The organism is Martinezella sp. CNPSo 3959 (genome assembly GCF_057784355.1).
The window spans coordinates 115835-141621 of record NZ_JBXSOV010000002.1 but is presented as its reverse complement, the minus strand read 5'-3'; the positions used below and the strand labels follow the sequence as shown (position 1 = coordinate 141621).

General features: G+C 60.0%; 29 protein-coding genes. 15 read left to right on the top strand and 14 right to left on the bottom strand.

Annotated elements, in window-relative coordinates:
* The first annotated feature begins 46 nt into the window (after positions 1 to 46).
* A complete protein-coding gene (locus AC13RE_RS08655; RefSeq protein WP_488562655.1) occupies positions 47 to 583 on the top strand; it encodes a hypothetical protein in 537 nt (178 codons plus the stop codon).
* Positions 584 to 666: 83 nt separating this feature from the next.
* Here the strand turns inward: AC13RE_RS08655 and bla are convergent, their stop codons facing one another.
* From bla to dmeR, 3 genes are all read right to left on the bottom strand, one after another.
* Complete coding sequence (bla, locus tag AC13RE_RS08650; RefSeq protein ID WP_132716122.1) at positions 667 to 1668, bottom strand: class A beta-lactamase; 1002 nt, start codon at positions 1666 to 1668, stop codon at positions 667 to 669.
* An 85-nt stretch (positions 1669 to 1753) separates the two neighbouring features.
* Positions 1754 to 2758 (bottom strand): CDF family Co(II)/Ni(II) efflux transporter DmeF, encoded by a 1005-nt coding sequence (gene dmeF / locus AC13RE_RS08645; RefSeq protein ID WP_488562654.1) that lies wholly within the window; start codon positions 2756 to 2758, stop codon positions 1754 to 1756.
* A 33-nt stretch (positions 2759 to 2791) separates the two neighbouring features.
* Positions 2792 to 3064 (bottom strand): Ni(II)/Co(II)-sensing transcriptional repressor DmeR, encoded by a 273-nt coding sequence (gene dmeR, locus AC13RE_RS08640; RefSeq protein WP_132716120.1) that lies wholly within the window; start codon positions 3062 to 3064, stop codon positions 2792 to 2794.
* Positions 3065 to 3258: 194 nt separating this feature from the next.
* Here dmeR and AC13RE_RS08635 point away from each other — a divergent pair, with 194 nt between their 5' ends.
* Complete coding sequence (locus tag AC13RE_RS08635) at positions 3259 to 3672, top strand: MerR family transcriptional regulator (RefSeq protein WP_285176497.1); 414 nt, start codon at positions 3259 to 3261, stop codon at positions 3670 to 3672.
* A 200-nt stretch (positions 3673 to 3872) separates the two neighbouring features.
* A complete protein-coding gene (locus tag AC13RE_RS08630; RefSeq protein ID WP_112340329.1) occupies positions 3873 to 4361 on the top strand; it encodes a GNAT family N-acetyltransferase in 489 nt (162 codons plus the stop codon).
* A gap of 102 nt (positions 4362 to 4463) precedes the next feature.
* On the opposite strand, the gene AC13RE_RS08625 is transcribed toward AC13RE_RS08630, so the two are convergent.
* On the bottom strand, positions 4464 to 5033 hold the full coding sequence (locus AC13RE_RS08625) for a C39 family peptidase (RefSeq protein WP_488562873.1): 570 nt from the start codon (positions 5031 to 5033) through the stop codon (positions 4464 to 4466).
* Positions 5034 to 5189: 156 nt separating this feature from the next.
* Here AC13RE_RS08625 and AC13RE_RS08620 point away from each other — a divergent pair, with 156 nt between their 5' ends.
* Entirely contained in the window at positions 5190 to 5969 is a 780-nt protein-coding gene (locus tag AC13RE_RS08620; RefSeq protein WP_488562653.1) for a class I SAM-dependent methyltransferase, read from the top strand.
* Between the two features lie 12 nt (positions 5970 to 5981).
* On the opposite strand, the gene AC13RE_RS08615 is transcribed toward AC13RE_RS08620, so the two are convergent.
* From AC13RE_RS08615 to AC13RE_RS08605, 3 genes are all read right to left on the bottom strand, one after another.
* Positions 5982 to 6896 carry a c-type cytochrome gene (locus AC13RE_RS08615; protein WP_488562652.1) on the bottom strand — a complete coding sequence of 305 codons (915 nt, stop codon included), beginning with the start codon at positions 6894 to 6896 and terminating at the stop codon, positions 5982 to 5984.
* An 88-nt stretch (positions 6897 to 6984) separates the two neighbouring features.
* Positions 6985 to 7428, bottom strand: a complete 444-nt coding sequence (locus tag AC13RE_RS08610; RefSeq protein ID WP_132716115.1) for a cytochrome c — start codon at positions 7426 to 7428, stop codon at positions 6985 to 6987.
* Positions 7429 to 7594: 166 nt separating this feature from the next.
* The gene (locus AC13RE_RS08605; protein ID WP_132716114.1) at positions 7595 to 8230 is read right to left on the bottom strand and encodes a LysE family translocator; all 636 of its coding nucleotides are present in this window, start codon (positions 8228 to 8230) and stop codon (positions 7595 to 7597) included.
* 128 nt (positions 8231 to 8358) lie between these two features.
* On the opposite strand from AC13RE_RS08605, the gene AC13RE_RS08600 reads away from it, so the two are divergent.
* Positions 8359 to 9060 carry a helix-turn-helix transcriptional regulator gene (locus AC13RE_RS08600; RefSeq protein ID WP_488483583.1) on the top strand — a complete coding sequence of 234 codons (702 nt, stop codon included), beginning with the start codon at positions 8359 to 8361 and terminating at the stop codon, positions 9058 to 9060.
* A gap of 32 nt (positions 9061 to 9092) precedes the next feature.
* Here the strand turns inward: AC13RE_RS08600 and AC13RE_RS08595 are convergent, their stop codons facing one another.
* Positions 9093 to 9875, bottom strand: coding sequence for an SDR family NAD(P)-dependent oxidoreductase (locus tag AC13RE_RS08595; RefSeq protein WP_488562651.1), 783 nt, complete (start codon positions 9873 to 9875; stop codon positions 9093 to 9095).
* Positions 9876 to 10038: 163 nt separating this feature from the next.
* Here AC13RE_RS08595 and AC13RE_RS08590 point away from each other — a divergent pair, with 163 nt between their 5' ends.
* Positions 10039 to 10935, top strand: a complete 897-nt coding sequence (locus tag AC13RE_RS08590; RefSeq protein WP_488562650.1) for an AraC family transcriptional regulator — start codon at positions 10039 to 10041, stop codon at positions 10933 to 10935.
* Between the two features lie 3 nt (positions 10936 to 10938).
* On the opposite strand, the gene AC13RE_RS08585 is transcribed toward AC13RE_RS08590, so the two are convergent.
* Together AC13RE_RS08585 and AC13RE_RS08580 are read right to left on the bottom strand one after the other, a co-directional pair.
* On the bottom strand, positions 10939 to 11781 hold the full coding sequence (locus AC13RE_RS08585) for a metallophosphoesterase (RefSeq protein WP_488562649.1): 843 nt from the start codon (positions 11779 to 11781) through the stop codon (positions 10939 to 10941).
* 124 nt (positions 11782 to 11905) lie between these two features.
* A complete protein-coding gene (locus AC13RE_RS08580) occupies positions 11906 to 12508 on the bottom strand; it encodes a superoxide dismutase (protein WP_488483587.1) in 603 nt (200 codons plus the stop codon).
* Between the two features lie 271 nt (positions 12509 to 12779).
* Between AC13RE_RS08580 and AC13RE_RS08575 the strand changes: the two genes are divergently transcribed.
* Complete coding sequence (locus AC13RE_RS08575) at positions 12780 to 13430, top strand: aspartate/glutamate racemase family protein (RefSeq protein WP_488562648.1); 651 nt, start codon at positions 12780 to 12782, stop codon at positions 13428 to 13430.
* 4 nt (positions 13431 to 13434) lie between these two features.
* On the opposite strand, the gene AC13RE_RS08570 is transcribed toward AC13RE_RS08575, so the two are convergent.
* Positions 13435 to 13779, bottom strand: a complete 345-nt coding sequence (locus AC13RE_RS08570) for a nuclear transport factor 2 family protein (protein ID WP_015339175.1) — start codon at positions 13777 to 13779, stop codon at positions 13435 to 13437.
* A 176-nt stretch (positions 13780 to 13955) separates the two neighbouring features.
* Here AC13RE_RS08570 and AC13RE_RS08565 point away from each other — a divergent pair, with 176 nt between their 5' ends.
* The 3 genes from AC13RE_RS08565 to AC13RE_RS08555 all read left to right on the top strand — a co-directional run bounded on the left by AC13RE_RS08565 (position 13956) and on the right by AC13RE_RS08555 (position 16783).
* Positions 13956 to 14771, top strand: a complete 816-nt coding sequence (locus AC13RE_RS08565; protein WP_488562647.1) for a helix-turn-helix domain-containing protein — start codon at positions 13956 to 13958, stop codon at positions 14769 to 14771.
* A 96-nt stretch (positions 14772 to 14867) separates the two neighbouring features.
* A complete protein-coding gene (locus tag AC13RE_RS08560; RefSeq protein WP_488562646.1) occupies positions 14868 to 15554 on the top strand; it encodes a YbhB/YbcL family Raf kinase inhibitor-like protein in 687 nt (228 codons plus the stop codon).
* A complete protein-coding gene (locus AC13RE_RS08555) occupies positions 15551 to 16783 on the top strand; it encodes an MFS transporter (protein ID WP_488562645.1) in 1233 nt (410 codons plus the stop codon). The genes AC13RE_RS08560 and AC13RE_RS08555 overlap by 4 nt, the downstream gene beginning before the upstream one ends.
* A 63-nt stretch (positions 16784 to 16846) precedes the next feature.
* On the opposite strand, the gene AC13RE_RS08550 is transcribed toward AC13RE_RS08555, so the two are convergent.
* Positions 16847 to 17458 (bottom strand): TetR/AcrR family transcriptional regulator, encoded by a 612-nt coding sequence (locus AC13RE_RS08550; protein ID WP_488562644.1) that lies wholly within the window; start codon positions 17456 to 17458, stop codon positions 16847 to 16849.
* Between the two features lie 116 nt (positions 17459 to 17574).
* Between AC13RE_RS08550 and AC13RE_RS08545 the strand changes: the two genes are divergently transcribed.
* Positions 17575 to 18258 (top strand): glutathione S-transferase N-terminal domain-containing protein, encoded by a 684-nt coding sequence (locus tag AC13RE_RS08545; RefSeq protein ID WP_488483594.1) that lies wholly within the window; start codon positions 17575 to 17577, stop codon positions 18256 to 18258.
* A 42-nt stretch (positions 18259 to 18300) separates the two neighbouring features.
* Here the strand turns inward: AC13RE_RS08545 and AC13RE_RS08540 are convergent, their stop codons facing one another.
* On the bottom strand, positions 18301 to 19188 hold the full coding sequence (locus tag AC13RE_RS08540) for a branched-chain amino acid aminotransferase (RefSeq protein ID WP_488562643.1): 888 nt from the start codon (positions 19186 to 19188) through the stop codon (positions 18301 to 18303).
* A 305-nt stretch (positions 19189 to 19493) separates the two neighbouring features.
* On the opposite strand from AC13RE_RS08540, the gene AC13RE_RS08535 reads away from it, so the two are divergent.
* The 3 genes from AC13RE_RS08535 to zwf all read left to right on the top strand — a co-directional run bounded on the left by AC13RE_RS08535 (position 19494) and on the right by zwf (position 23159).
* Entirely contained in the window at positions 19494 to 20534 is a 1041-nt protein-coding gene (locus AC13RE_RS08535; RefSeq protein ID WP_488562642.1) for a zinc-dependent alcohol dehydrogenase family protein, read from the top strand.
* A gap of 57 nt (positions 20535 to 20591) precedes the next feature.
* Positions 20592 to 21362: a trans-aconitate 2-methyltransferase gene (tam, locus tag AC13RE_RS08530; RefSeq protein ID WP_488562641.1), complete on the top strand. Its 771-nt coding sequence runs from the start codon at positions 20592 to 20594 to the stop codon at positions 21360 to 21362.
* 276 nt (positions 21363 to 21638) lie between these two features.
* The gene (gene zwf / locus AC13RE_RS08525; protein WP_488562640.1) at positions 21639 to 23159 is read left to right on the top strand and encodes a glucose-6-phosphate dehydrogenase; all 1521 of its coding nucleotides are present in this window, start codon (positions 21639 to 21641) and stop codon (positions 23157 to 23159) included.
* Between the two features lie 138 nt (positions 23160 to 23297).
* On the opposite strand, the gene AC13RE_RS08520 is transcribed toward zwf, so the two are convergent.
* Positions 23298 to 23693: a hypothetical protein gene (locus AC13RE_RS08520; protein ID WP_132716098.1), complete on the bottom strand. Its 396-nt coding sequence runs from the start codon at positions 23691 to 23693 to the stop codon at positions 23298 to 23300.
* Between the two features lie 424 nt (positions 23694 to 24117).
* Between AC13RE_RS08520 and AC13RE_RS08515 the strand changes: the two genes are divergently transcribed.
* Complete coding sequence (locus tag AC13RE_RS08515) at positions 24118 to 25632, top strand: helicase HerA-like C-terminal domain-containing protein (protein ID WP_488562639.1); 1515 nt, start codon at positions 24118 to 24120, stop codon at positions 25630 to 25632.
* Positions 25633 to 25787: the final 155 nt, after the last annotated feature.

The window sequence follows — 25787 nt, the reverse complement described above, 5'->3', positions numbered from 1 at the left end:
AGGCTTGCAGAGTCATCGTCGTCTCGACCCGCAGGGAGATATGACGATGAAAGTGCACAGCAGCACCCAAAATTATTTCAGCACGCCGATCCGCAGCCAGCAAAGCAGCGACAGTGACGACAGCACACCCTTCTCGCTGCCGGACGACGGCGACGACCAGCAGGAGGATTCGCAGGGACCGTCCATCTCGTCCAGCGGTGTCCCCTCCTCGATTTCATCCGGCTTCTGGCTCAGCCAGTTTGGCAGCGCATCGTCTTCGACCTCGGGTGACGGCGGTGAGCAGGATAGCGTGGCGGCCGCGGACGGAAGCAGCTCGGCGTCGTCAAGCGGGCAATCCGATCAGGACATTCTCGACGAGTTTGCCAAATGGGCGAACATGACGCCGGCCCAGAAGATCCGCGCGCAATATCTCGAGGCACATGGCCTGACGGAAGATTCGTTCAAGTCCTTACCGGCCGACGAGCAGAAGGCAATCAACGACCAGATTGCCGATGAGATCAAGCAGAAGCTCGGAGCCGGCAACACTGATGATGATAGCGATCAGGAAACGGACAGCGCAGCTGCGGCATTGGCGCTGGTCTGAGTCAATTGCCAAACCACTTGAAGACGATACGGACCTGATTCACATCTCGCTCTTATCGTCTTGTTTTCATTATCGATATCTCGCTATTGCCCGACCATGTCGACAACGATCTTGCCGATCTCGGCAAACACTGCCTCCACATCCTTTGCAGGCGCGGTCGCCTCGGCAACAAAGGTCGTGACCAAGATCGCACCCCGGTCCGGTGGCCAGATGACGGCGATATCAGCATAGGAACCATTATTACCGGTGCCGGTCTTATCGCCGACCTTCCAGTCCTTCGGTAGGCCGGCCCGTAAGCGGTTGTTGCCTGTGGTATTGGCGACGAGCCAGTTGACCAGCTGCTCCCTCGATGTTTCCGACAGCGTATTGCCGAGTGTCAGAAGGCCGATCGAATCCAGCATCGCATCGGGGGTCGTCGTGTCGCGCGGGTCGTCCTTGACGGCCTGGTTGACATCCGGCTCGTTGCGATCAAGGCGGGTCTCGGTATCGCCTGTGGTGCGCAGCCACGAGGTCAAAGCGGCGGGTCCGCCGAAACTTTCGAGCAGAAGATTGCCGGCCGTATTGTCGCTCAGCGTGATAGCAGCTGCGCAGAGCTCGGCAATGGTCATGCCATCGCCGTCGGCGTGCTTTTCCGTTTCCGGCGAATAGGTGACGACCTTATCCTTGCCGTAGGTGACGCGGCGGTCGAGCTTTTCCGTGCCCTGATCGACGCGCGCCAGCACAAAGCCGGCGGCAAGCGCCTTATAGGTGCTGCACAGGGGAAAATGCTCCTCCTCGCGATGGCCGAGCGAAATATTGGTTTCGGTATCGAGTACGGAGACGCCGAGGCGCCCGCCGGTCTTCTTTTCCAGATCGGCAAGCTGCTTGTCGACATCGTCGGACAGCTGCGAATTATCCTGCGTTCCGCTGCTGTCTTCCATTCCCTGGCCGCTGGCATCGGGTGCTGCCGAATTATCCGTTGTGGGCGGCGTCTGTGGCGAGGCACTGCTATTCTGGGCAAAGAGCGCGTCGGGGCCGAGCGTCAGGGCGGGAAGAAGCAGTGCCGAGCCCGCCATGAGGCGGCGGCGTGTGAGCAATGTGGGCATATGAGAGGCCTCCAGCAGAATCGGGCAGATTTTGGCTATGCGAGGAATATGGCAAGCCTCTGACCTTACCGATTGCTAGCGGATTCTATGCCGCCTTGTCGACGGTAACTTCGACCGTCACGTGCGAGAGCTCGTGGATCTCGGCAAGCCGCGCCTTGTAGAAGGACGGATCGCGCGAGACGGGCGTCGCGACCGCAACGATAGCCGCATGATGCCCAGGGCCGACCCGCCATACATGCAGATCGGTAATCCGATCCTCGTCCGTTTCGATCGCCTCGCGGATCTCCTCAGGCAGATCTTCACCGTGTGGGATAAAATCCAGGAGAACTGCGCCGGAGGCGCGCAGCAGACTCCAGGCCCATTGCAGGATGACCAGGCCGCCGACGATGCCCATGACGGGATCGAGGAAGGTCCAGCCGAAACGGCTTCCAAGCAGCAGGGCAGCGATGGCGAGAACCGAGGTCATCGCATCCGCGATGACATGGACGTAGACCGAGCGCAGATTGTTATCCCTGCCACCTTTTTGGCCATGATCATGATGGTGATCATCATGATGCTCATGATGATGGTCGTGATCGTGAGTATGGGCGTGGCCATGGCTGTGCCCGTGGCCGGCGTGACCGTGGTGATGATGGCTGTGATCGTCGCGCAGAAGCCATGCGCTGACCAGATTGACGATAAGGCCGATCACCGCGATCGCAATCGCCTCGCGGAAATTAATCGCCACCGGATCGAGCAATCTCAGAATGCTCTCCCAGCCCATGATCAGCGCGATCAGCGCCAGCACGATCGCGCTGGCAAAGCCCGCGAGATCGCCGAATTTGCCGGTGCCGAAGGTGAAGCGTGCATTATGCGCATGCCGGCGTGCGTAGAGATAGGCGAGCGCCGAAATCAGCATGGCGCTAACATGGGTCGACATATGCCAGCCATCGGCGAGCAGCGCCATCGAGCCGTAAATCGTGCCCGCGCCGATCTCGACCACCATCATGACCGCTGTGAGTGCGATGACGAGCCAGATGCGGCGTTCGTTGCGCTGGTGGTCGGAGCCCAGAAAAACATGGCTGTGGCCCATTTCGGAGGAAATACTCATGACATCACTCTCTTTTTGAACGCCTGAAGCCCGTCACCGCAGATAGGTCTTCAGCACGTCGGCTATCTCATCGACCGCCTGCCGGCGGGCCTCATCAGTTTCGGCATGCAGCACATGTTCATGTAGATGATCTTCCAGCACCTCTCCGGTCAGCCCCGTCAGGGCACCGCGAATGGAGGCAAGAAGCTGCAAGATTTCCCCGCAAGGCAGCTCAGCCTCCAACGCTCGCTCCACCGCTTCCATCTGCCCCTTAAGGCGACGGACGCGAGAAAGGAGCTTCGCCTGCTGTCGAATGGTATGGGACATCGTAGCCTCGATTTATAATATAGGGGGGTATACTATTTGTGATGATGAATTGGAAGCCAAATTTCGTGATGACGACCGGATGATGAGGTGGCAGACAGTAATCCCAGGCGGCTGTCACAACTACCTGGCCTTGCAATTTCGACGCATGGCCTCATCTATTGCTCTAGAGACTAGAGGTATTTGAGGGCCATGCAATGCTGACCATCGGCGATCTATCCAGGCGGACCGGCGTGAAAGTGCCGACGATCCGCTATTACGAACAGATGGGCCTGATATCGGAGCCGGAACGCAGCGAAGGAAACCAGCGGCGTTACTCCAAAGCCGATCTTGAGCGCCTCGCCTTTATCAGACATGGCCGCGACCTGGGCCTGACGATCGATGCTATTAAGGAGTTGATCTCGCTCAGCCAGCATCCGGACCGCCCCTGCGTGGGCGCCGACCGTATCGCCAAGGAGCATCTCGATGACGTTCGCACCAAGATCGCACGCCTGAAGAAGCTGGAGCATGAGCTGGAGCGCATCGTTTCGCATTGCGACGGCCATAGCATCGAAGACTGCTATGTCATCCGCGCACTCTCCGATCACGGCCTGTGCGAACACGAGCATTGAGGCCCCATTGACAAAAGCGCTGAACCAGATCATTGATGCGCCCATGATCACGCACGCGCTCCATAATTGCTCGTATTTTTGGCTGTACCTGTAACAGGCGGCCAAGACAGATCATATTGTCAACAAGCCGCCGTCAGGCGGCTTTGTTGTATCGGCAGCGTCCTGACGGCTCATTCAAAAAAACAAGGACGCAAAATGCCATGCTAGACGATAGCGACATCTCACTTCTCCGCCCTCCGGTTCTGACCATCCGCAATGCCCAGCCACGCGACCTGCCTGAGCTAAACGACATGATCCGGCTGCTCGCCGCCCATCATGGCGACCCCTCCGGCACCACGCCCGAGCAGCTTGAGCGCGATCTCTTCGGTCCTATGCCGTGGATCACGGCGCTTGTTGCCGAAGGCGAACAGGGGCTGATCGGCTACGCCATCCTCGTGCCACTCTACAAGGCACAAGAGGGACAGCGAGGCATGGATCTGCACCATCTCTTCGTGCGCGACGGCCATCGCGGCCATGGCGTCGGGCAGCATCTCGTCGACCGCGCCCGCGATATCGCCCGCAAGGCGGGCTGCAGCTATCTTTCGGTCGGCGCTGCGACGGGGAATTTCCAGGCCCACCGCTTCTACGAAAACATGGATTTCAAGCCGCGTCCGGTCACCGGCATGCGCTACCTTCAGGCTTTGGCCTGATGCCGGCCTTTAAGAGGATCGCCATCCGATATTGATTTTTAGAGTGTTTCTGGTTTCGCGCATTCCGGACAGAAAACCGCTGCGCGCTTTCCTGGCAATGCTTCAGTGATCGATGACGATCCCGCGGCCTGCAAAGAACCTCTCGAACACCTCCAGCGGCATTTCGGCATTCTCGCGCGTCGCATCGACGTGACCGGACGGATTGTGGAAGCGGATATTATTGCCGTCGATGGCCGTCACCAGCACCAGATGGCCACCCTTGGCCGGCGGCTCGGTCTCTGGCCAGCGGATCGAATGATGCACAGACGCGATGAAGAACTCCGATTGATCGAGGATATCAGCGATGTCGGCGACGGAAATGCCAATGACGACGCGAGCATTCAGATCGAAGCGATCACGAACGAATGGGACGAACGGCGCATAGATCAATCCCTTGATCCGGCCATCCGCCTCCTCGACATAGCCGCCATATTCCCGGCAACCCATGGCCAGATCCATGATCGTGATGGTTTTGCCGGTGCGGGCGGCAAGCACCATCTTCAAGCAGGCCATGCCGCAGAGATTGCCGGCCCATCGCGCATAATCCTCGACGCTGCTTGCGCCGGATGACGCCCAGAGCGGGTCCTTCAGCAAGGCCGATTGTGCACCCTCGGCGACGACCGCCAGCGTCATGTCAGGCGTTTCCCATTGGCTGAAATAAGGAACCTTCCGCGCCACCCTTGCGTCCACGACCACACTCTCCTGTTGCCGAATCCGATGGCTACAAGCTTGACCGGAAATGCGCTAGAAAAATGGCTGTCGACTTCGATCTGCAACTGGAGATGCGACTTGGAACAGCGGTTCACATTCGATGGCGTCGCCAGCCTCTACAATGCTTCCCGCCCGCTCTATCCCGATGCGCTTTTTACCGATGTCATCAATTTCGCCAGGCTGGAAGCCAAGGATCAAGTCCTCGAAATCGGCTGCGGCACCGGACAAGCGACAGAGAGCTTTGCTCGCCGTGGCCTCTCGGTTCTCGCGCTTGATCCCGGCGCGGAACTGATTGCAGTTGCCCAGGAAAGATTGGCGGAATTTCCGCGAGTGCGGTTCGAGCAAACCACCTTCGAAGCATGGCCGGGCGAGCCGGAGAGCTTCGCGCTGATATTCGCGGCCCAATCCTTCCACTGGGTTTCGCCGGAACTGCGCTTCGTCAGGACGGCCGCCCTCCTCGCGCCGGAAGGAACACTCGCCGTCTTCGGCAATGTGCCGATGAAACCGGAACCGCCGCTGTCAGAAAAGTTCGCGGGGATCTACGCCCGCTATGCCCCGCAACTCGCCGGTCCGCCCGTGGAAGCCTGGTATCTGCCCGATGGTCCCTTTGCTCGGGAGTTGCTGCAGTCCGATTATTTCGAGGAACCAGTCCATCACTCCTATCGCTGGAGCCGATCGCACACGGCACAAAGCTATACCGATCTCTTGCGGACGCTCTCTAGCTACCGGCTTTTGGCCGAGGATCAGCGGAAAGCGCTGCTTTCCGAGCTTGCCGATGCGATCAACGCGCATGGCGGGGCATTCGAGCTGCATTATGAAACGCATCTCTATCTCGCTAAGCGCTCGGACGCGGCTTGAGCATCTTGCGGCTTACTTCGCCGGCAGCGCCTTGAGATAGGCTGCAATCGCCTCCCGGTCGGATGCCGGCAGATGCGCGATGTTCTGCTGGACTTCGGCCATCGAACCGCCGGCGGAATCGTAGTCCGGGGTGAAGCCGGTTTCGAGGTAGTTGGCGATATCGCCGGCGCTCCAGCTGCCAATGGCCTTCGAACCGGGCGTGATATCCGGAATCTGGCCCTTGCCCTCCGGATTGGGCGCCCCCGCCAGCCATTGGCCGCTCACGAAGCCGCCGAGGCTGTCACGTGGCGTATGGCATTCGCCGCAATGTCCCGGCCCTTCCACGAGATACTGACCACGCTTGACCTTCTCGTCGGCATTGGCAAGCACGACGCGCGGCTGATCGTTGAGATAAAGGAACTTCCAGCCGCCCAGCGCCAGCCGAATATTGAAGGGAAAGGGCAGCTCGTGCGGCGGAGCGACATTGTCGCTTTTCGGCAACGTCTTCAGGAAGCCCCAGAGGTCGTTGATGTCCTTGTCGCTCATGCGGGTATAGGAGCCGTAGGGAAAAGACGGATAGAGATGTTCGCCGTTTTTGCCGACGCCGCGCTTCATGGCATTGCCGAAATCGGCGAGCGTCCAGGTTCCGAGCCCCGCCTTCTCATCCGGCGAGATATTCGGCGCATGGAAGGTGCCGAAGGGGCTGGTCAGCGCCAGGCCACCCGAAAGCACCAACTTGGCGTCGCCTTGCGCGCCGGGAGCGGCATGACAGCTCGTACAGCCGCCCGCCCAGAAAACCATCTGGCCGTTCTTGATGTCGGGATCGCCGAGATTGGCCCAATGACTCGCCGGCAAAGGCGACGGTGCGGTGATGACGTAAAACGCGACGCTGCCGAGGATGATCACGCCGAAAAGGCAAAGCAGCCATCGAATAAACCGCGCCATCATTCCACCCCTTAGCCTTAGCTCTAAAACCAAAGAGGTCCGCACCGGCAGAACCGGTGCGGACGCCAAGATCGATTTCTAGACCCACCGCTTAGTCTTTCTTGATGCGGTAGGCCTGATGACAGGCGCCGCAGCTGCCGCCGAGCGTCTTCAGCGTCGCACCGACACCGGCCTTGTCGGCAGGAAGCTGGGCGAGCGCCGTCTCGGCATCGGTCGAAAGCTTGGCGGCATGCGCCTTGAAGTCATCGAGATTATCCCAGATCTTCGGATTGACCTCCGGATCGGTCTTGTCGCTCTGCGGGTTGAACTGATCCGGGAAGGCCTTGGCAGTTTCGGCGATCGTTGTCAGAGATGCCTTGACGATGTCAGCGTCATAGGGCTTGTCGCCCTTGGCAATCGCGCCGAGAGCACCCGCTGCGCCGCCGATCTTCTTCATCATGCCGATGCGGGAGTCATGCGTGCCGTCGGCCGCGACGACCGAACCCAGTGCGATGCCGGCCAGAGCCGTCGCCATCACAATCGCTTTCCACTTCATTTCGTTCTCCTACCTCTCCGAATGATCAAGGCCGCCCAGGCGGCCTTGGCGCATGATTACGGCGACATGTTTGCCGGTTTCCTTTCCGGCAATGAAGTCACAAAGTGGTGAGAGCTGAGTGAAATCAGTGTCATGCAATAGACACATGCATTCGCCGCATCAGCCCTCACCCCAATTTCAGGCCCTCCCAGACCGTGAACACCGAAACTGCGACCAGCAACAACCCAGCTGCGCGGCCTGCGAATGCGGTTGCCCTGGGATTGGCAACCAGCAGATCTCGGCTGCGCCCGGCAGTAATGGCAAGTCCGCCGTAAACGGCAAATTGGGTGGCGATGGTCATGGCTCCCATGATGACGGCCTGTATCCACATCGGGCCGTAATCCGGCTTCAGAAACTGCGGATAGACGGCAAAGATGAAGAGATAGGCCTTGGGATTGATGAGGCAAGTGACCGCCCCCTGCCGGAAGGCTTTCCAGGCAGAACGGCTGCCAGCCGGTCCCTCGCCTCCCACCGTGATGGAACTGCGCATCAGCGTATAGCCGATGAAGGCCATATAGGCTCCGCCGATAACAAGCAGCGGATTGAAGAGAACGGGCACGAAATGCATCAGCAGGCCGATGCCGATGGCGCCGTTCAGAGAATGCACCGCGCCGCCCAGCATGATGCCGCCTGTCGCGGCAAGACCGCGATTGCTGCCGCCGGTCAGCGAATTGGCGAGCACGAACAGCATGTCCATGCCCGGTACGATGATGATGCCCAGAAGAAGGATGAAGAAGAGCCAGAGATTTTCTGCGTAACCCATGTCAGTTGCCTATCGAGCTCTCCATGGAAATAGGAGAGGAAATGGTTGATTTTCAAGTCGATAGGCAGTCTTATAAAATGAGCCAACTGACGGTGTATTGTCAGTAGCCTTCATCTTTGGGACAAGAAATGCGCAAGGCATCGCGCCTGTTCGAGATCATCCAGATCCTGCGGCTGGCGAAGCGGCCGGTGACGGGGGCCGATATTGCCGCCCGGCTGGAGGTGACGGTGCGTTCGGTTTATCGCGATATTGCCGCGTTGCAGGCGATGCGGGTGCCGATCGAGGGCGAACGCGGAATTGGGTATATCCTGCGGCCCGGCTTCGACCTGCCGCCGCTGATGTTCTCGATCGAAGAAATGGAAGCGATCGTGCTGTCGCTGGCGCTATTGGAGCGCACCGGCGACGCCGAGCTGAAACAAGCGGCCAAGCGCGTCACCGCGAAGATTGCCGGTGCCGTGCCGCCGCCGCTGCGCCAGACGCTCGATGCCAATGCGCTGCATGCCTGGGGCTTTGCAGCACCTTCGGCCGCGGCGATCGACCTCTCGCTGGTGCGCCGCGCCATTCGCGATGAGGAAAAGCTGGACCTTGCCTATCGCGACGAGCTCGGCCGCGCCACGGAACGCATCATCCGGCCGATCGCGCTGATCTACTATGCCGAAACCGCCAATATCGTTGCCTGGTGCGAGCTGCGTCAGGCCATCCGCAATTTCCGCAGCGACCGGATCGAAGGCTGCGAGGCGACGGGATTATGGTTCAAGGGCGAAGGCGACGGTTTGAGGCAGATCTGGGTGAATGGCTGGCAGACAAGCACCCCAGCCGCGGCCGGCTGAGGTGATAGAAAATTCAAGGATACGTTCGGACCTTAGACGAACATCCCGCCCGAGACTTCGATGCGTTGGCCATTGACCCAGCGATTGTCGTCCGACAGCAGCGAGGCGATCATCGGGCCGATATCGTCTGGCAGGCCGGCACGACCGAGCGCCGTCATGGAGGCGACCATCCTGTTGACCTCCGGATTGTCGCGAACGATGCCGCCGCTGAAATCCGTCTGGATCGCACCCGGCGCAACGGTATTGACGGCGATGCCGCGAGCGCCGAGCTCCTTGGCAAGATAGCGCGTCAGGACCTCCACTGCACCCTTCATCGCGGCATAAGCCGACGAGCCCGGATTGCTGAAACGGGCAAGACCGGAGGAAATATTGACGATGCGGCCACCATCCACGATGTACGGCAACAGTTTCTGCGTCAGGAAGAAGACGCCCTTGAGATGGACATTGTAGAGCTTGTCAAATTCGGCTTCCGTCGTTTCGGCGATGGAGGCGTGATAGGACGTGCCGGCATTGTTGACGAGGAAATCGAAACGATCGCGGCCCCATACCTGCTGCAGCGCGCGGCCGACCTCGACAACGAAAGCGTCGAAGGAGGCCACATTGCCGGCATCAAGCCGTAGGGCCACGGCCTTTTGACCGAGCGCTTCGATCTCGGCTACGGCGCTATCGGCTTCTGCCCTATTTGAATTATAGGTTAGGATGGCATCGACACCGCGTTGGGCGAGATGAACGGCGGTGTTGCGACCAAGACCACGGCTGCCGCCGGTGATGATCGCAATCTTTGTCTTTGATTTATCGATATTTTCAGTCGTCATTGCTGCGTCTCCAAGGAATGCTTGATGACGTAAAATTATGCCCGCAATGCCATTTCCTTGAATGCCGGAACTCTCGAATTTCTTGCCTATTCCTCCAACTGACTTGTCGAGCGGCAGCGCACTGCTATGATGAGGCGATGGCACCCTGCCCCGGAGACCGCCGATGTCGTCAGCCCTTAAAGATGCGATCACGCAATTCATCGACGCCAGCGACGGCGGCGAGAACGGGCTGTTTTCGACCGGCATCGATGGCCTGCACATCATGCGTTCGACGGAACTGAAGATGCCGCATGCGATGGTCTACCGGCCGGCGCTCTGCGTCATCGTGCAGGGCGCAAAGCAATTGATGCTGAACGAAAGGGTAATCGACTATGCCGAGATGCAGGCGCTCATCATCAGCATAGAATTGCCCGCAGCCGGCAAGGTGGTTGAGGCCAGCGAGGAGAAGCCTTACATGGCAATCTCCCTCGAATTCGACGTCGGCATGATGCGCGAGGTGATGGAACAGCTCGACGCGCCGCCGAAGCCGACGGACAGTGCCCGGCTCGGCATCTTTGTCGAGGATCTCAGTCAGCCGCTCGCCGATTGCCTTGTGCGATTGACCCGCCTGCTTGCAACGCCGAGCGCCATTCCGGTGCTCTATCCGGCGATCATGCGGGAAATCTGCTTCTGGCTGCTGACCGGCCCCAATGGCGGCGAGGTCTGCAAGCTGGTGCTGCCTGATGGACAGACCCGGCGCATCGCCGATGCCATCCGCCTGTTGCGCGACAATTTCGTTGAAACGGTGCGGATCGAGCAACTGGCGGCGGCTGCACGGATGAGCCCCTCCTCCTTCCACCAGCATTTCAAGACGCTGACCTCGATGACGCCGCTGCAGTACCAGAAGCAGATGCGGCTGCTAGAAGCCCGCCGCCTGATGGTCGCCGGGCACGCCAATGTGGAGAGTGCTGCCTACCGCGTCGGCTATGAAAGCGCCTCGCAGTTCAGCCGCGAATATGCGCGCATGTTCGGCACGCCGCCGAAAAGGGATGTGACCGAGATGCGGGTGGCGGCGGAATAAGATTCAGCGCAGTGCCAGGGTTCTGCTTGTCTCGCGGCCAAAACCGCTGATCTCCAGCCGGTCCTCACAGACCGAGACAATCGCGTAGGCGCTCGTGTCTTCGGTGTCCACCATGCCCTTGAAGTTGACGAAGTAAATGCCATCTGACACGCCGAAATTGCCGGCATGATTGTGACCGTTAAGGTAAGCGACGACATGGTCATGCTCTGCCAAAAGGGCCAGCAAGCGGTCGCTGTTCAGGGCATTATGTCCATTCTCTGGGAAGACGGGATAGTGGTTCATGACGATGACCTTTTCGCCTGCCGCCTTTGCTTCCTTGAGTTTCGCGGCAAGCCAGTCATATTGTGTGTCGCCGATCGCCCCGTTCCAGCGCTGGCCATTGAGCGCGCCGGCGATCTCCAGCGCCTTCATCAGATCCTTCGCCTCCTGCCGCCGCGGATCGCCTTCCGGCGGAGCAAAGACGCTGATTTCATTGCCGTCGAGCGCGATGAAGCGATAGCCGGAAAGGCTGAAATCGTAATAGGCCGACGACATGCCGACCCGCGCCGGCACCGTGCCGAGATGAGTGGGTGCCACGGCGAAATCATGGTTCCCGAGCAGAAAATACTTGCGATGACGCGAGGCTTCGTAGACCGGCAAAACGGCGTCGAAGCTCTTCCATTCGCGATCGATGATGTCACCAAGCGTGACGACGAAGGCGAGATCGTGCCGATTGAACTCCTCGATCGCCGCTCGAAGTTTGTCGAGACTGTTCGCGGGATAGCGATCGAGAGTGAGATTGGGCGCGAGATCGGCATATTGCGGATCGGCGATGACACCGAAGCGGAAAAGCGGCGCTGATGGCATTCAGCCTCCTGTGGCGATCTCCTGGGCCGCCAAGCGGCACGCGATACATCAATAAGGCCGGCAGACAAGAAAACACCCGACGCCAGGAAGACGCCGGGTGCGAAAGCCAGCCTGTGTGGCGAACTTACTTCGTAGCGGCTTCGTAGCGCTCCAGGACGTAGTCCCAGTTGATCAGGCTGTCGATGAAGGCTTCGAGGTACTTCGGGCGCAGGTTGCGGTAGTCGATGTAGTAGGAGTGTTCCCATACGTCGACGCCGAGGATCGGGTCGGCACCATGAACGAGCGGGTTTTCGCCGTTCGGGGTCTTGGAGATTTCGAGCTTGCCGTTCTTGACGGAAACCCATGCCCAGCCGGAGCCGAACTGCGTTGCGCCGGCAGCGGCGAAATCGGCCTTGAACTTGTCGTAGCCGCCGAGATCGGAAGCAAACGCAGCTTCGAGCTTGCCCGGCAGCTTGTTGCCGCCGCCGCCCTTCTTCATCCACTTCCAGAAATGGATGTGGTTGTAGTGCTGGGCAGCATTGTTGAAGAGGCCGGCATTGGTGCCGAAGGACTTCTTCACGATTTCGTCGAGCGAAAGATCGGCAAGACCTGCTTCCGCAGCGAGCTTGTTGCCGTTGTCGACATAGGCCTTGTGGTGCTTGTCGTGGTGATATTCGAGCGTCTCACGCGACATGAAGGGCGAAAGGGCGTCGTAATCGTAAGGAAGTTCAGGCAATTCGAAAGCCATGGTCATATCTCCTCTTGGCAAAAAATTGCGTCGGCAGGTGAAGCGGAACATAGGAGCCGTCGCCTGGAAGAGCAACCGGCGACATGCCAAAAAAGTTGCGTGCGGGAGCAAAAATTGCCCTATTTTTCAATCAGGTATAGCATAGACTTAGAAATTAACCTCGCCGCATATGATGATGCCCGAATACAGGGCGAACGACTGCAGCGAAATGTCGACAAGGCATGCTCCCCAGGTTAGTTTTGCGGTTCTCCCGTCGTAACGAGAAATATCTGTGACGATCGCCTGCCTGCACACCGCCGAAAGCAATATCGCCGTCTATGAAGCGGCGGCAAACGCGCTCGGGTTGCCTGATGGCATGCTGCGTCATCATGTCCGCGCTGATCTTCTTCTCGCCGCCGAAAAAGTAGGGCGTCTGACGGATGAGATTTCGGCCGAAACGGCGGCCCTCCTCTGGCATCTGGCGGAGGATGCCGATGCCGTCGTGCTGAACTGCTCGACGCTCGGCCCGGCGGCGTCGAAGATCGCGGCCGGTGCCGGAGCCCCAATCATCCAGGCGGATGCTGTGTTGGCAGAGCAGGCGGTCAAGGCGGGCGGCAAGGTTATCGTGCTGTGCACCGTCGAAACGACCATCGCCCCGACGACTGCACTTTTCGAAGCAGCGGCTAAGGCGACGGGTGCCGAAATCGAGGTTCGGCTGGTGCCGGGTGCATGGGCGCACTTCCGGGCGGGCGATCTATCGGCCTATCTTGCGTCTATTGCCGATGCGGTAAAAGCGGCCAGCGGCGAAAGCGCCGTCACGATCGCTTTCGCTCAAGCATCAATGACCGATGCCGTTCGCCTTCTTCCGGGAAACCACCCGCAACCTATGACCGGTCCGGCGGCCGCGCTTGCCGCCGCAATGGCGAAGATTATGGGTCGCTGAAGCGCTACAAATTCCGCCCGAAATAGACGTTCACCTCAGCGATGCGGTCGCCGGCAAAGCGGATCAGCTCGACATTGCGAAAGCTGGCGCCATCCATCTTCTCGGCGCGATAGCCGACGATCACATCGTCGCCATCGGGTACAAGATGTTCGATATGAATGTCGCGGAACACCTTCTCCTTCGGCCAGCAGTGCTCGAAATACCGCTTCCGGTCGATATGATCGTCGCGCGGGCTGGAAAAGGTGAAATCCCGGGTCAGCATCGGATCGACGATATCGGGATGCTGCGCGACATAGGCGGCGAAGAGACGTTTAACCGCATCGCAACGGGCACTTTCGAGAGAATTCATGATCTGCCTCCTCCTTCGGACCAGGGTGATTTTTGCCGTTCACCACAAACCGATTGCAAAACGCAATCAGTTAATAGCATGAGGCAGCCGAACCAACAAGCCGCTTTGCGGGCTTGGCAGCGTCGCCCGCGTGGTCCAAACTTCCCGGCAATCCTCATCATCAGGAAGCCACCGCAGTGTCCGAGGCTCATAACCACATGTTGGAAAAGCTGCGCCGCCTGGCGGCAAAGGATAACCGCCCGACCGTCGCGCCGAGCGGCATCGGCAGCTATTCCACGCTTTTTACCTTCGTCACGCGCGAACGCGAGCGCATTGCCGGCTCGGCCTTTTCACAGGTTTCAATCGTTGCCATCCTCGAAGGTTCCAAGGAAATCGTCAGCATGGGACGGCAGCGGCATTTTTCGGCCGGTACGGTGCTCGTGTTGCCGGCCGGTTGGAGTGGCGATGTCGTCAACGATCCCGATCCGCAGACCGGCGTCTATCGCGCAATCTTCATCACCTTTCCCGAGGAATTGACACGGCGGGCGGCAAAAGCCTTTCCGCCTGCGCAGACCGCATCGCAGATCGACCTGCCGCTCGATCCATTGCTGGCCGCTGCCATCGGCCATGCCGGCGAAGGCATTGCCGGTGGAAGCCTGCCGATCCCACTGATCGAGCACAGACTCGTGGAAATACTCATGGTGCTCGGCATGCGCGGTGCCCTGCCCGGTTCGCCGGAGACAACCGCCGAGGCGGTACGGGCGCTGGTGCGCTGGCAGCCGGACCGTGCCTGGACAGCCGATCTCATCGCCGCAGAACTCGGCACCAGCAACGCCACACTACGCCGGCGCTTGACACGCGAGGGCGCTTCCCTGCGCGATGTCCTGGCAAGCGAGCGCGTGGCGCTAGCGACGACCTTGCTCACCGAAGACGGGCTGTCGCTGCGGGAAGCCGCCCTTGCAACAGGCTATCGCTCGCCGCGCCGCTTTGCCGATCGACTTCGCAGCGCGTGAGCGTTTTCGGACGCATTTTGAGCGTTTGTGTGCACCGAGGCTCGAGACGGATTTGTTAGACCCTGCCCTCAAGAGCCAAACGCGAAAGGGCAAATCATGAAATCCATGCTCAACCTTCTAAACGCCACCGTCATCGCAGCAGTTGTCGCCAGTCCAGCACTATCGGCCGATCTCAAGGTGACATTTGCAAAGAGCGATGGCCGGATGCTGCTGCCCGAAAATGCTTCCTGCATTTCGGCAGGGCCTGAAAAGTCGGCACCCGGTCCCAACAAGAGCCTTGCCGTCTCCTGGTCGAAAGGGCCGAAGGGCACGCGATCCTATGCGCTGACGATGGTCGATCCCGACGTGCCCGCCGATTTCTCGCTGTTCAATAAGGCGGACAAAACCATCCCGAAGGATTTCAAGCGGATGGAATTCGTTCACTGGGTGCTGGCCGATATTCCCCAATCGCGCACCGGCCTTGCCGAAGGCACGGACGGAAGCGGTCCCTCAGCCAATGGCCTGCCGCTCGAGCGCACGGCCTACGGGCGACGCGGCCAGAATGGCGCCGGTGGCGGCAACTTGAAGGATGGTCCGCATGGCGGTTATATGGGCGCCTGCCCGCCCTGGAACGACGAGCGTGTCCACAGCTATCACGTCACCGTCTATGCGCTCGATGTCGACCGACTGAACCTGCCCGATCTCTTCACCCGCGCCGATCTCATCGCCGCCGCGAAAGGTCATATCCTCGCATCGGGCAGCCGCGAACTGTTTTACACATTGAATGCAAAGGCCGAGAAATGACCGAGACGAGATGGGATGCAGCAGCACCGGCCGAGCCGGAAACCGCGCATTGGATGCGGAACCTGATCATCTGCCTCGTCGGTTCGTTCACGACGATCGTGGCGATGACGCTGCTACTCCCCTTCCTGCCGCTCTATGTCGAGGAACTCGGCGTCAGCGATAAAGCCGCGATCGTGCAATGGTCCGGCATTGCCTATGGCGCCACCTTCTTTGCTGCTGCCTTCGTCGCGCCGCTCTGGGGGCGGCTCGGCGATATCTATGGCCGCAAGCTGATGCTGATCCGCGCCAGCCTCGGCATGACGGTCGCCATCTCGCTGATGGGTATGGCCGGCAATGTCTGGCAGCTGGTGGCCTTGCGCCTCTTCACCGGCCTTGCGGGCGGCTATGCCTCGGGTTCGATGGTGCTGGTGGCGGCGCAGACGCCGAAACATCGCTCGGCCTGGGCGCTGGGCACGCTTTCGGCTGGTATCATGGCCGGCAATCTCGTCGGACCGCTGATCGGCGGCGCGCTGCCGCCTGTTATCGGCATTCGCGGCACCTTCCTGCTGGCGGGCGGCGTGATCTTCCTGACCTTTCTAGCAACGACCTTCCTGATCAAGGAGGAGAAGTCCACGGCACGGAAGAAGGCTGCGAAGGACAGCGGCAGCTGGGCCTCCATTCCGGACAAACGCCCCGTCCTCGCCATGCTGTCGCTCGGCCTGCTGCTGATGCTCGCCAATATGTCGATCGAGCCGATCATCACGGTCTATGTCGCGCAGTTCGTCACGGACGCCAATGTGACGATGGTCTCGGGCGTCGTCATGGCTGCCGCAGCGCTCGGCAGCATCCTGTCGTCCTCATGGCTCGGCAAGCTTGCCGACAGCATCGGCTACTGGAGCGTCATCATGGCGGCGCTCGCCGTGGCGGCGCTCCTGCTGATACCGCAGGCTTTCGTGACCTCGGCCTGGCAATTGATCGGCTTGCGCTTCCTGATGGGTGTGGCGCTCGGCGGCCTCCTGCCCTGCATCACCGCCGTTATCAGGCACCACGTTCCCGATGCGGCGACGGGCAGCATCCTCGGGCTCTCCATCTCCTCGCAATATGTCGGTCAGGTGGCAGGCCCGGTCATGGGTGGCTTCGTCGGCGGCCATATCGGCATGCGCGCCGTGTTCCTCGGAACCTGCGTGCTGCTGGCGATCGGCGCCGCCTATTGCTGGTGGGTCAGCCCGAAGAAGGAAGCTTCGATGTAAGGATCGATGACTTTGCTCTAGTTTGACGTCTGGAGATCGATCCGGGCAGCGTTGCGCCGACCGTTATAGCCGACCACAGATAAAATCGACCCCAGAACGCGCGATCGCCTCCAGCGTTTCGCGCGTGTCGCCTGCGCGCGCTCGAACGGCAAGCGAATGCATGACGGCGGATGTGAGCTTTGCGAGAGTTGCAGCATCCGTGTCAGCCGGGAGTTCGCCCCGCTCAATCGCAAGCTCCACGCGTTCCTTGATCGCATCATCGAATTCATTCAGGCTGCGGCGCAACACCTCCCGCACTCGATCATGCTGAATAGCCTCTGCCGTGGCAGTGCCGATCAGGAAGCAGCCACGCGCCGCAGTCTCGCCATGCAGGTATATTTTCAGAGCCTCGGCATAGATGCGCGCCAGATTTTCTCGCAGCGGCAGAGCCGGGTTGAGTGCCTCGAACAATATATCGAGGCTGTCCTCGCGGTAGCCTTCCAAGGTGTCAAGATAGAGGTCCTCCTTGTCGCCGAATGCGCCGTAGAGGCTCGGCCGGTTCAGTTTCGTCGCGACGCTCAAATTATCCAATGAGGCTGCCGAGAATCCCCTATCCCAAAAAACCTCCCGCGCCCGCCCAATGACTGCTTTGGCGTCAAAAGCGCGTGGACGACCCTGTTTTTTCTCACTCTTCATATTTTATACTACTTCGCACAAAAATCTTGACCGAATGAATTTTATGCGAAATGGTACAAATATTCAATAGATGCCGACGCCATATCTCGCGCCTGTATCGAAAAGGAGAGAAACCCATGAAACTCTATATGCACGCCGCCGCTTGCTCCCTGTCGCCGCACATCGTTTGTCGGGAATTAGGACTGGATGTTGAACTGGTGGAAGTTGATCGGAAGACTCATCGGACGAGTTCGGGCGAGGACTACCTTGCCATCAACGGTAATGGCTATGTGCCGGCATTGATGCTGGATGATGGGAGGGTGCTGACCGAAGGTCCTGCCATCGTGCAATTCCTCGCGGAATGTTCACCGGAGGGTTCGCGGCTCCTGCCGGAAGCCGGAACCTACGCCAGAAGCCAGGTTCAATCCTATCTGAATTTCATCACTGCCGAACTGCATAAGCCAATGGCGATGCTGTTCAATGCCGCTTATGAAGGCGCTCATGCCGGCATCCATGAGTTGGTGTCCAAACGACTGGATTGGCTGAACAGCCGGCTCATCGGCCCCTATCTGACCGGTGACGACTTCACGGTCGCCGACGCCTATCTCTTCGTCTGCTTGAACTGGTCGCCGTGGATCAAGATCGATGTTGCACGGAGGCCGGCGTTACAGGAGTTCATGGCTCGCGTCAGCGCAAGACCGAGCGTCCGCCACGCGCTCCAGGCCGAAGGCCTTGAGGCCTTCGAGACCAATGGTGTTTTCTTCGCGCCGCGATCCTACATTGCTTCGGCAGGTCGTGTAGCAACACCCGTGCGGCCATAAACGGCCGCACTCTTCTGCATGCCCTCTCCTTGCGAGAAGGGTTTATTCCTCGCTGGCACCGCGGCCGTGCGCCCAATCCATGTAAAGTTCCAGCGCCTTGCGGGCGACCGGCCCTTCCTGGAATTCGCGGCCATCGAGACGATTGACGCTGACGACTTTGGAATAGTTGCCGGTCGTGAAGATCTCGTCGGCGCCCATGAACTGCTCGACGGACAGGGTTTCCTCGCGCACGTCGAAGCCTTCCTGGCGCAGCAGGCCGATGATGCGGGCACGGGTGATGCCGGCAAGGAAGGTGCGGTTGGCGACCGGCGTATAGACGATGCCGTCCTTGACCATGAAGACGTTCGACGATGCCGTCTCGACGACATTGCCGTTCATGTCGCGGACGAGCGCATTGTTGAAACCGCGGCCTCTCGCCTCCAGGATCATGCGGCCGCTGTTCGGATAGAGCGAGCCGGCCTTGGCGTCGGTCATCGCCGTTTCCGGCGACGGACGGCGGAAGGGCGAGACCGTGAGCGTGATGCCGCCATTGCCACCAAGCGGCGCCTCGAACAGGCAGAGCGCGAAACGTGTCGATTCCGCATCGACGGCAACGACGCTGCCCGGCGAACCATGCTCGCCCCAATACATCGGCTTGATATAGATCGGCGTCTTGCCGTCGAATTTCCCGATGCCTTCCCAGGCGAGCGCCTCGATCTCCTCAGAGGTCTTGACCGGCTTCAACCCCATGGCCACGGCCGAACGATTGATGCGCTGGCAATGGAGGTCGAGATCAGGTGCGATGCCATCGAACCAGCGGGCTCCATCGAACACGGTCGAGCCAAGCCACATGGCATGCGAAGTCGGCCCGATAAGCGGCGGATTCCCGGAAAGCCATTCTCCTTCGACATAGGTCCAGGTGGTGGTGCGGGGCGACGTATCGACAGACATGGTTTCCTCCGTTTGAGCGGTTCAGCTTTCGCGGGATCGCGGAACCGCTCCATCTTTTTGTTTTCTCGCAATTCCGGACGGAAAGCCGCGACCGCGCTTTGGCGGAATTGCTTTAGATGGCGAAGAGCAAATAACCCTGCAACCCAAGGGTCAAGCAGAAACTGCGCGGCAAAATTCATTTGCAACAAAGCGCCCGATACCGCATTCATAACGCAATTTTCATGCGTCGAAACAACAGCTTGACGAATGGGTCCATCAGCAAAAGTGATGAACCATGGGGATCGTCAGAAGATAGGAAGAACTCCATGAAAGCGATGTACTACGAGGCCTTCGAGGCACCGCCCGAAATCCGCACCGTGCCAGATCCGACACCGGGCGAAGATGGCGTCGTTATCGCCGTCGGTGCGACTGGCCTTTGCCGTAGCGACTGGCATGGCTGGATGGGTCATGATCCCGATATCAGGCTGCCGCATGTGCCGGGCCATGAGCTTGCCGGCAAGGTGGTGGCGGCCGGGCGCGGCGTCGTCCGCTTCAAGGTCGGTGATCGCGTCACCGTTCCCTTCGTCTCCGGCTGTGGCCACTGCGCCGAGTGCCATTCCGGCAACCAGCAGGTCTGCCCCAGCCAGTTCCAGCCGGGCTTCACCCATTGGGGTTCGTTTGCCGAATATGTAGCCATCGACTATGCCGACACCAATCTCGTCCACCTGCCCGAAACGGTCGATGACGCAACGGCGGCGAGCCTCGGCTGCCGCTTCGCCACCTCCTTCCGTGCCGTTGCCGACCAGGCGAAGACGCGCCCAGGCGAATGGATCGCCGTGCATGGCTGCGGCGGCGTCGGGCTGTCGGCGATCATGATTGCCAGCGCCCTTGGCGCCAATGCCATCGCCATCGACATTTCCGACGAGAAGCTCGCCTTCGCCCGCGAATGTGGGGCAGTCGCGACCATCAATGCGGCTGAGGTCGCCGATGTGGCCGAGGCGGTACGCGAGATCACCAAGGGCGGCGCGCATGTCTCGATCGACGCGCTCGGCCATCCCACGACCTGCTTCAATTCCATCAAGAACCTGCGTCGCCGCGGCCGGCATGTGCAAGTTGGCCTCATGCTCGGCGATTATGCTACACCGCAGATCCCGATGGCGCAGGTTATCGGCCATGAACTGGAAATCTACGGCAGCCACGGCATGCAGGCCTGGCGCTATGATGCCCTGCTCGACATGCTCGCCGCCGGCAAGATAACGCCCCAGAAACTCATCGGCCGCAGGATCAGCCTGGAAGAAGCCGTTCCGGCGCTGATGTCTCTTGATAAAGCCGAGGGCAAGGGCATCAGTGTCATTACACGGTTCTGATATATCCCGGTGCTATGCGCATCGAGAGAAACGGCAATCCAGAAAGAGGAAACGCTCATGGCATGGTCTGCCGGCCAATATCTGAAATTCGAAGATGAACGCACGCGCCCCTCGCGCGACCTGCTGGCTCAGCTACCGCTGGATCGGATCGAACGCGCGATCGACCTCGGTTGCGGCCCCGGCAATTCGACCGAGCTGATCATCGAGCGCTATGGTGCTGCCGGCGTCTCCGGCCTCGACAGCGACGACAACATGCTGGAGGCGGCGCGCAAGCGCTTGCCCGGCACAAGCTTCGTCAAGGCGGATCTCGCCACATGGCGGCCCGAAGAACCGGTGGATCTGCTCTTTGCCAATGCGGTTTTCCAATGGCTCCCAAATCATCTCGATATTCTCGATGGGCTGATGGACGGACTGAAACCCGGCGGCGTGCTTGCCGTGCAGATGCCCGACAATCTGACGGAACAGAGCCATCTGATGATGGAAGAAACCGCAAAGAACGGTCCCTGGAGCGATGCCTTCGCTAGGAAGGGCATCCGGCGCAATCCGCTGCCTGCACCTTCGGTCTATTACAACAGGCTGATCGGCAAGTCACAGCGCGTCGATATCTGGCACACCAACTACAATCACGTATTGGCGAATGCAGCCGCGATCGTCGAATGGGTGAAAGCCACTGCCCTGCGCCCCTATCTCGACCATGCCGGCGACGAGCATCGCGATGCGTTCACCGCCGAGTATCTGAAGCATATCGAGAAAGCCTATCCGCCGCTTGTCGATGGCAAGGTGCTGTTGCGCTTCCCGCGGCTCTTCCTGGTCGCGCTGAAGAAATAGGTTATCTATCAGCCCCGAAATGCCTGTTGGCGGCGGTGCGTCGATCCCAACGACAACCGGCGCCGGCCCGCGCTACAGCGCCGCGCGCCATATGTGGCGCGCAAAGGTCGCTGTAACACTTTAAATCTGCTGCATAATTTTATCCTTAAATCGATTCCGATTTAAGGAATTATGCAGTAGAACATGACAAGCCAAAGCTGAAACAGCAACAGCTCCGAGGAGATAGTCGATGTCGTTCAGAAGCCCCGAATATGACCTCCAGAAGGAGATCCGCGCATGACCATCCCCGACGTCGCACCGGCCCCGCCGCTGACATTCGTGATCTTCGGCGCCGCCGGCGATCTCACCCGGCGCCTGCTGATCCCGACACTGATCAACATGACCCGCAGCGGGCTTATCGGCGAGGACTTGCATATTCTCGGCATCGGCATCGAGACAGGCGGCGCCGACATGCTGCTGGATCGCCTGGAATCGTTCCTGAAGACATCAGGCGATATGGACGATCCGGAGCGGCAGGCCGCATGGCAGAGCCTGCGCAAGCGCATCAGCTACATCTCCGGCGATTTCACCCAGAACGACGTCTACAAGGAAATCTCGGATTATCTCTCGCATGCGCCGAGCGCCAACGCAGCCTTTTATTTCGCCGTGCCACCTCGCTTCTTCGGCGATATCGCCGAGAAACTCTCTGAAAACGGGCTGATGAACGAGACGACCGGTGCCTTCCGCCGCATCGCGATCGAAAAACCCTTTGGCCATGATCTTGCCTCGGCACAGGCTTTGAATGCGCGGCTGCTGAACCATGTATCCGAAAGCCAAATCTACCGCATCGACCATTTCCTCGGCAAGGAAACCGTGCAGAACATCATGACGACGCGCTTCGCCAACATGATGATCGAGGCACTGTGGAACAACAACTATATCGACCACGTGCAGATCACGGCGGCCGAGCTTGTGGACGTCGGCACGCGCGGCAAATTCTACGATGGGACCGGCGCGCTACGCGACATGGTGCCGAACCACCTCTTCCAGCTGCTGGCGATGGTGGCGATGGAGCCGCCGAACAGCTTCGATGCCGAATCCATCCGCAATGAAAAGGGCAAGGTGCTGAAGGCGCTGCGCGTCTATTCGCGGGAGGAAGCAATCAAGAACGGCGTGCGCGGCGCCTATACGGCCGGCCCGATTGCCGGCAGGGACCTGCCGGCCTTCACGCAGACACCCGATGTCGCGCCCGACAGCAACACCGAAACCTTCGTGGCGCTGAAACTCCTAGTCGATACCTGGCGCTGGGCCGGCGTGCCCTTCTACCTGCGCACGGGCAAGGCGATGAAGGCGCGGGATACGGAAGTGGTCATCACCTTCCGGCCGGTACCCTTCGCCCAATTCCCCCGCCACGAATCCCGTCCCGAGCTGCCGCCGAACAGGCTCATCATCCAGGTGCAGCCCGACGAAGGCCTGGACATGGAAATCTCGATCAAATCGCCGGGGCTGGTGCTGAAAACCGCGCCGGTTTCGCTCGACTTCCGCTATGCCGACAGTTTCGATATCGGCAAACAGACCGGCTACGAAAGCCTGTTCTACGAACTCTTCGTCGGCGATCAGACGCTCTTCCAGCGCGCCGACGGCATCGAAGCCGGCTGGGCGGCCGTACAGCCCTTCCTCGACCTCTGGGCAGAAGGCGGCAAACCCGACCCTTACGCCCCCGGCAGCACCGGCCCCGCCTGCGCCGACGAACTCATCGAACGCGACGGCCGCAAATGGCATGAGATCGACGGGACGCCGAAGGGCAGGAAGATCTGATGCTGAAGAAGATCAGCCGATAGAGGCCGACTGCCTGCCTTTCACGGGGCGCAACGTAGTGAGGTCGGTCCTGCCTTCTGAACAACGAAAAGCCGCCAGGAATTAACCGGCGGCTTTCTTTTCAAGGCAATAGCTGCCTCAAATGAACTGGTGCAGGCCCGGAACGGAATTGACGACCTGGTCGACTACCTCGTCGCCGGCATGCTGGCGGGCAGTTGCAATTGTCTCCTTGGCGAGCGAACCGATTTCGCTCATGCTGAGGCCGCTGCTCATCAACTGCTGGCCGAGGGCCATCAAGCCGCCACCGCCGCCGACTGCGCTGAGCAGGCCGCCGAGCAGGCCACCGCCACCCGTTTCCTCGCCGTTATATTGCGCAACGAGATCGGAGGCGCCGGGAATGGATTGGATCATCTTGGTGACGGGACCATCCGGAGCTTCGCGCTGCAGGAAACCGAGAATCATGCCGACGGCCTTTTCCGCAAGGTCGGGAGCGATGCCGGCTTTGGTCGCGATCTGATCAATAACTTCGTTCACTGTGGCCTCCTGCCTTTATAACGTTAACGTCAACGTAACTGAATGTGGCAATCGGCACAAGACGCGCCGGCGGCCATCATTCTACCAGAAGCGGAACTGCGACGCGAATGGTTGTCCCTCTTCATGGGAGTTCTTATAACAGTGTCAGAACAAATCGATGAACGGCCCTGGCAGCTTTTGAAAGGCTGTTGTGCCGCCGCCCTAGTACCGGAAGATTTTGGATCGATTCGATCCAAAATCTTCCGGTACTAGAATCAAATAGGTAGAGCATGATGCCGAAAACCGGTGACCCTTTTCGGCACCATGCTCGAGCATTTCCGCTTTTCTTCGAATCGCGAAAACGCTCTATCTTTTGTTTTTTCGCAGTTCCGGACGCAAAACCGCTTCGCACTTTTGCTGGAAGTGCTCTAAGGGAGACGACACCATGCAGCAGCAGGATGGACAGATTTTCGTCGGCGCGAGCCGCAATCCGGATGAAAGGATCAACAAGGACGAGTTCCTGACGCTGAAATTCGGCAACCGCCACGGCCTCGTCACTGGCGCGACGGGCACCGGCAAGACGGTAACGCTGCAGGTGCTGGCGGAAGGATTTTCCAAAGCCGGCGTGCCCGTTTTCTGTGCCGACATCAAGGGCGATCTTTCGGGTATCGCCGTCAAGGGCGAGCCAAAGGATTTCCTGCTGAAGCGCGCCGAGGAAATCGGTCTCTCGCCCTATGAATTCGATCAGTTCCCGGTCATCTTCTGGGATCTCTATGGCGAAAAGGGCCATCGCGTGCGCACAACCATCGCCGAGATGGGACCGCTGCTGCTGGCGCGCCTGATGGATGCGTCCGAGGCGCAGGAAGGCGTGCTCAACATCGCCTTCAAGATCGCAGATGAGAACGGCCTGGCGCTGCTCGATCTCAAGGACCTGCAGGCGCTGCTGAACTATATGGGCGACAATGCCAGCGAGCTTTCCAGCAAATACGGCCTGATCTCGAAATCGTCCGTCGGCTCAATCCAGCGGGCAATGCTCGTGCTCGAGCAGCAGGGCGCGGAAAACTTCTTCGGCGAACCGGCGCTGAAAATTTCCGACATCATGCGCGTCAGCAACGATGGCTACGGGCAGGTCTCGGTGCTTGCAGCCGACAAGCTGATGATGAACCCGCGCCTCTATGCCACCTTTCTGCTGTGGCTGCTCTCAGAACTGTTCGAGGAATTGCCAGAAGTCGGTGATCCGGAAAAGCCGAAGCTGGTCTTCTTCTTCGATGAAGCGCATCTGCTCTTCAACGACGCACCGAAGGTGCTGATCGAGCGCGTCGAACAGGTGGTGCGCCTGATCCGTTCCAAGGGCGTCGGCGTCTATTTCGTCACCCAGAACCCGCTCGACGTACCGGAAACGGTGCTGGCGCAGCTCGGTAATCGCGTGCAGCATGCGCTTCGCGCCTATACCCCGCGCGAGCAGAAGGCCGTGCAGACAGCAGCCTCGACATTCCGGCCCAATCCAGCTTTCGATTGCGCCACCGTCATCACGACGCTCGGCACTGGCGAGGCGCTGGTGTCGATGCTTGAGGGCAAGGGTGCGCCTTCCGTCGTCGAACGCACGCTGATCCGCCCGCCATCGGGCCGTATCGGCCCCGTCACCGATGGCGAGCGCCAGGCCATCATCAACGGCAGTCCGGTTGCCGGCGTCTATGACGAGACGATCGACCGCGAATCCGCCTATGAGATCCTGACCGAACGGGCACGCAAGGCGGCTGCGCCGCAGAGCGAGAGCGCCGGCGATGGCTGGACCTTGCCCGGCTTCGGGGGCGACAGCAGCAAGCCGGCAAGCAGCGGCCGTTCGGGCTATCAGCGCGAGACGATCCTGGAAGCGACGATGAAGAGCATGGCCCGCACGGTGGCGACGCAAGTGGGGCGGGCGCTGGTGCGGGGTATTCTCGGCAGCCTGAAGCGGTAGAAGATTACCCTCCCCTTGAGGGGGAGGGTCGGAGCGAAGCTCCGGGGTGGGGTGATCCGCGACAATCTCTGCAGGTCCGAATGTCACCCCCACCCGCCGCTTTGCGGCGACCTCCCCCTCAAGGGGGAGGTGTTAATTCCCTCAAGGGGAGGGTG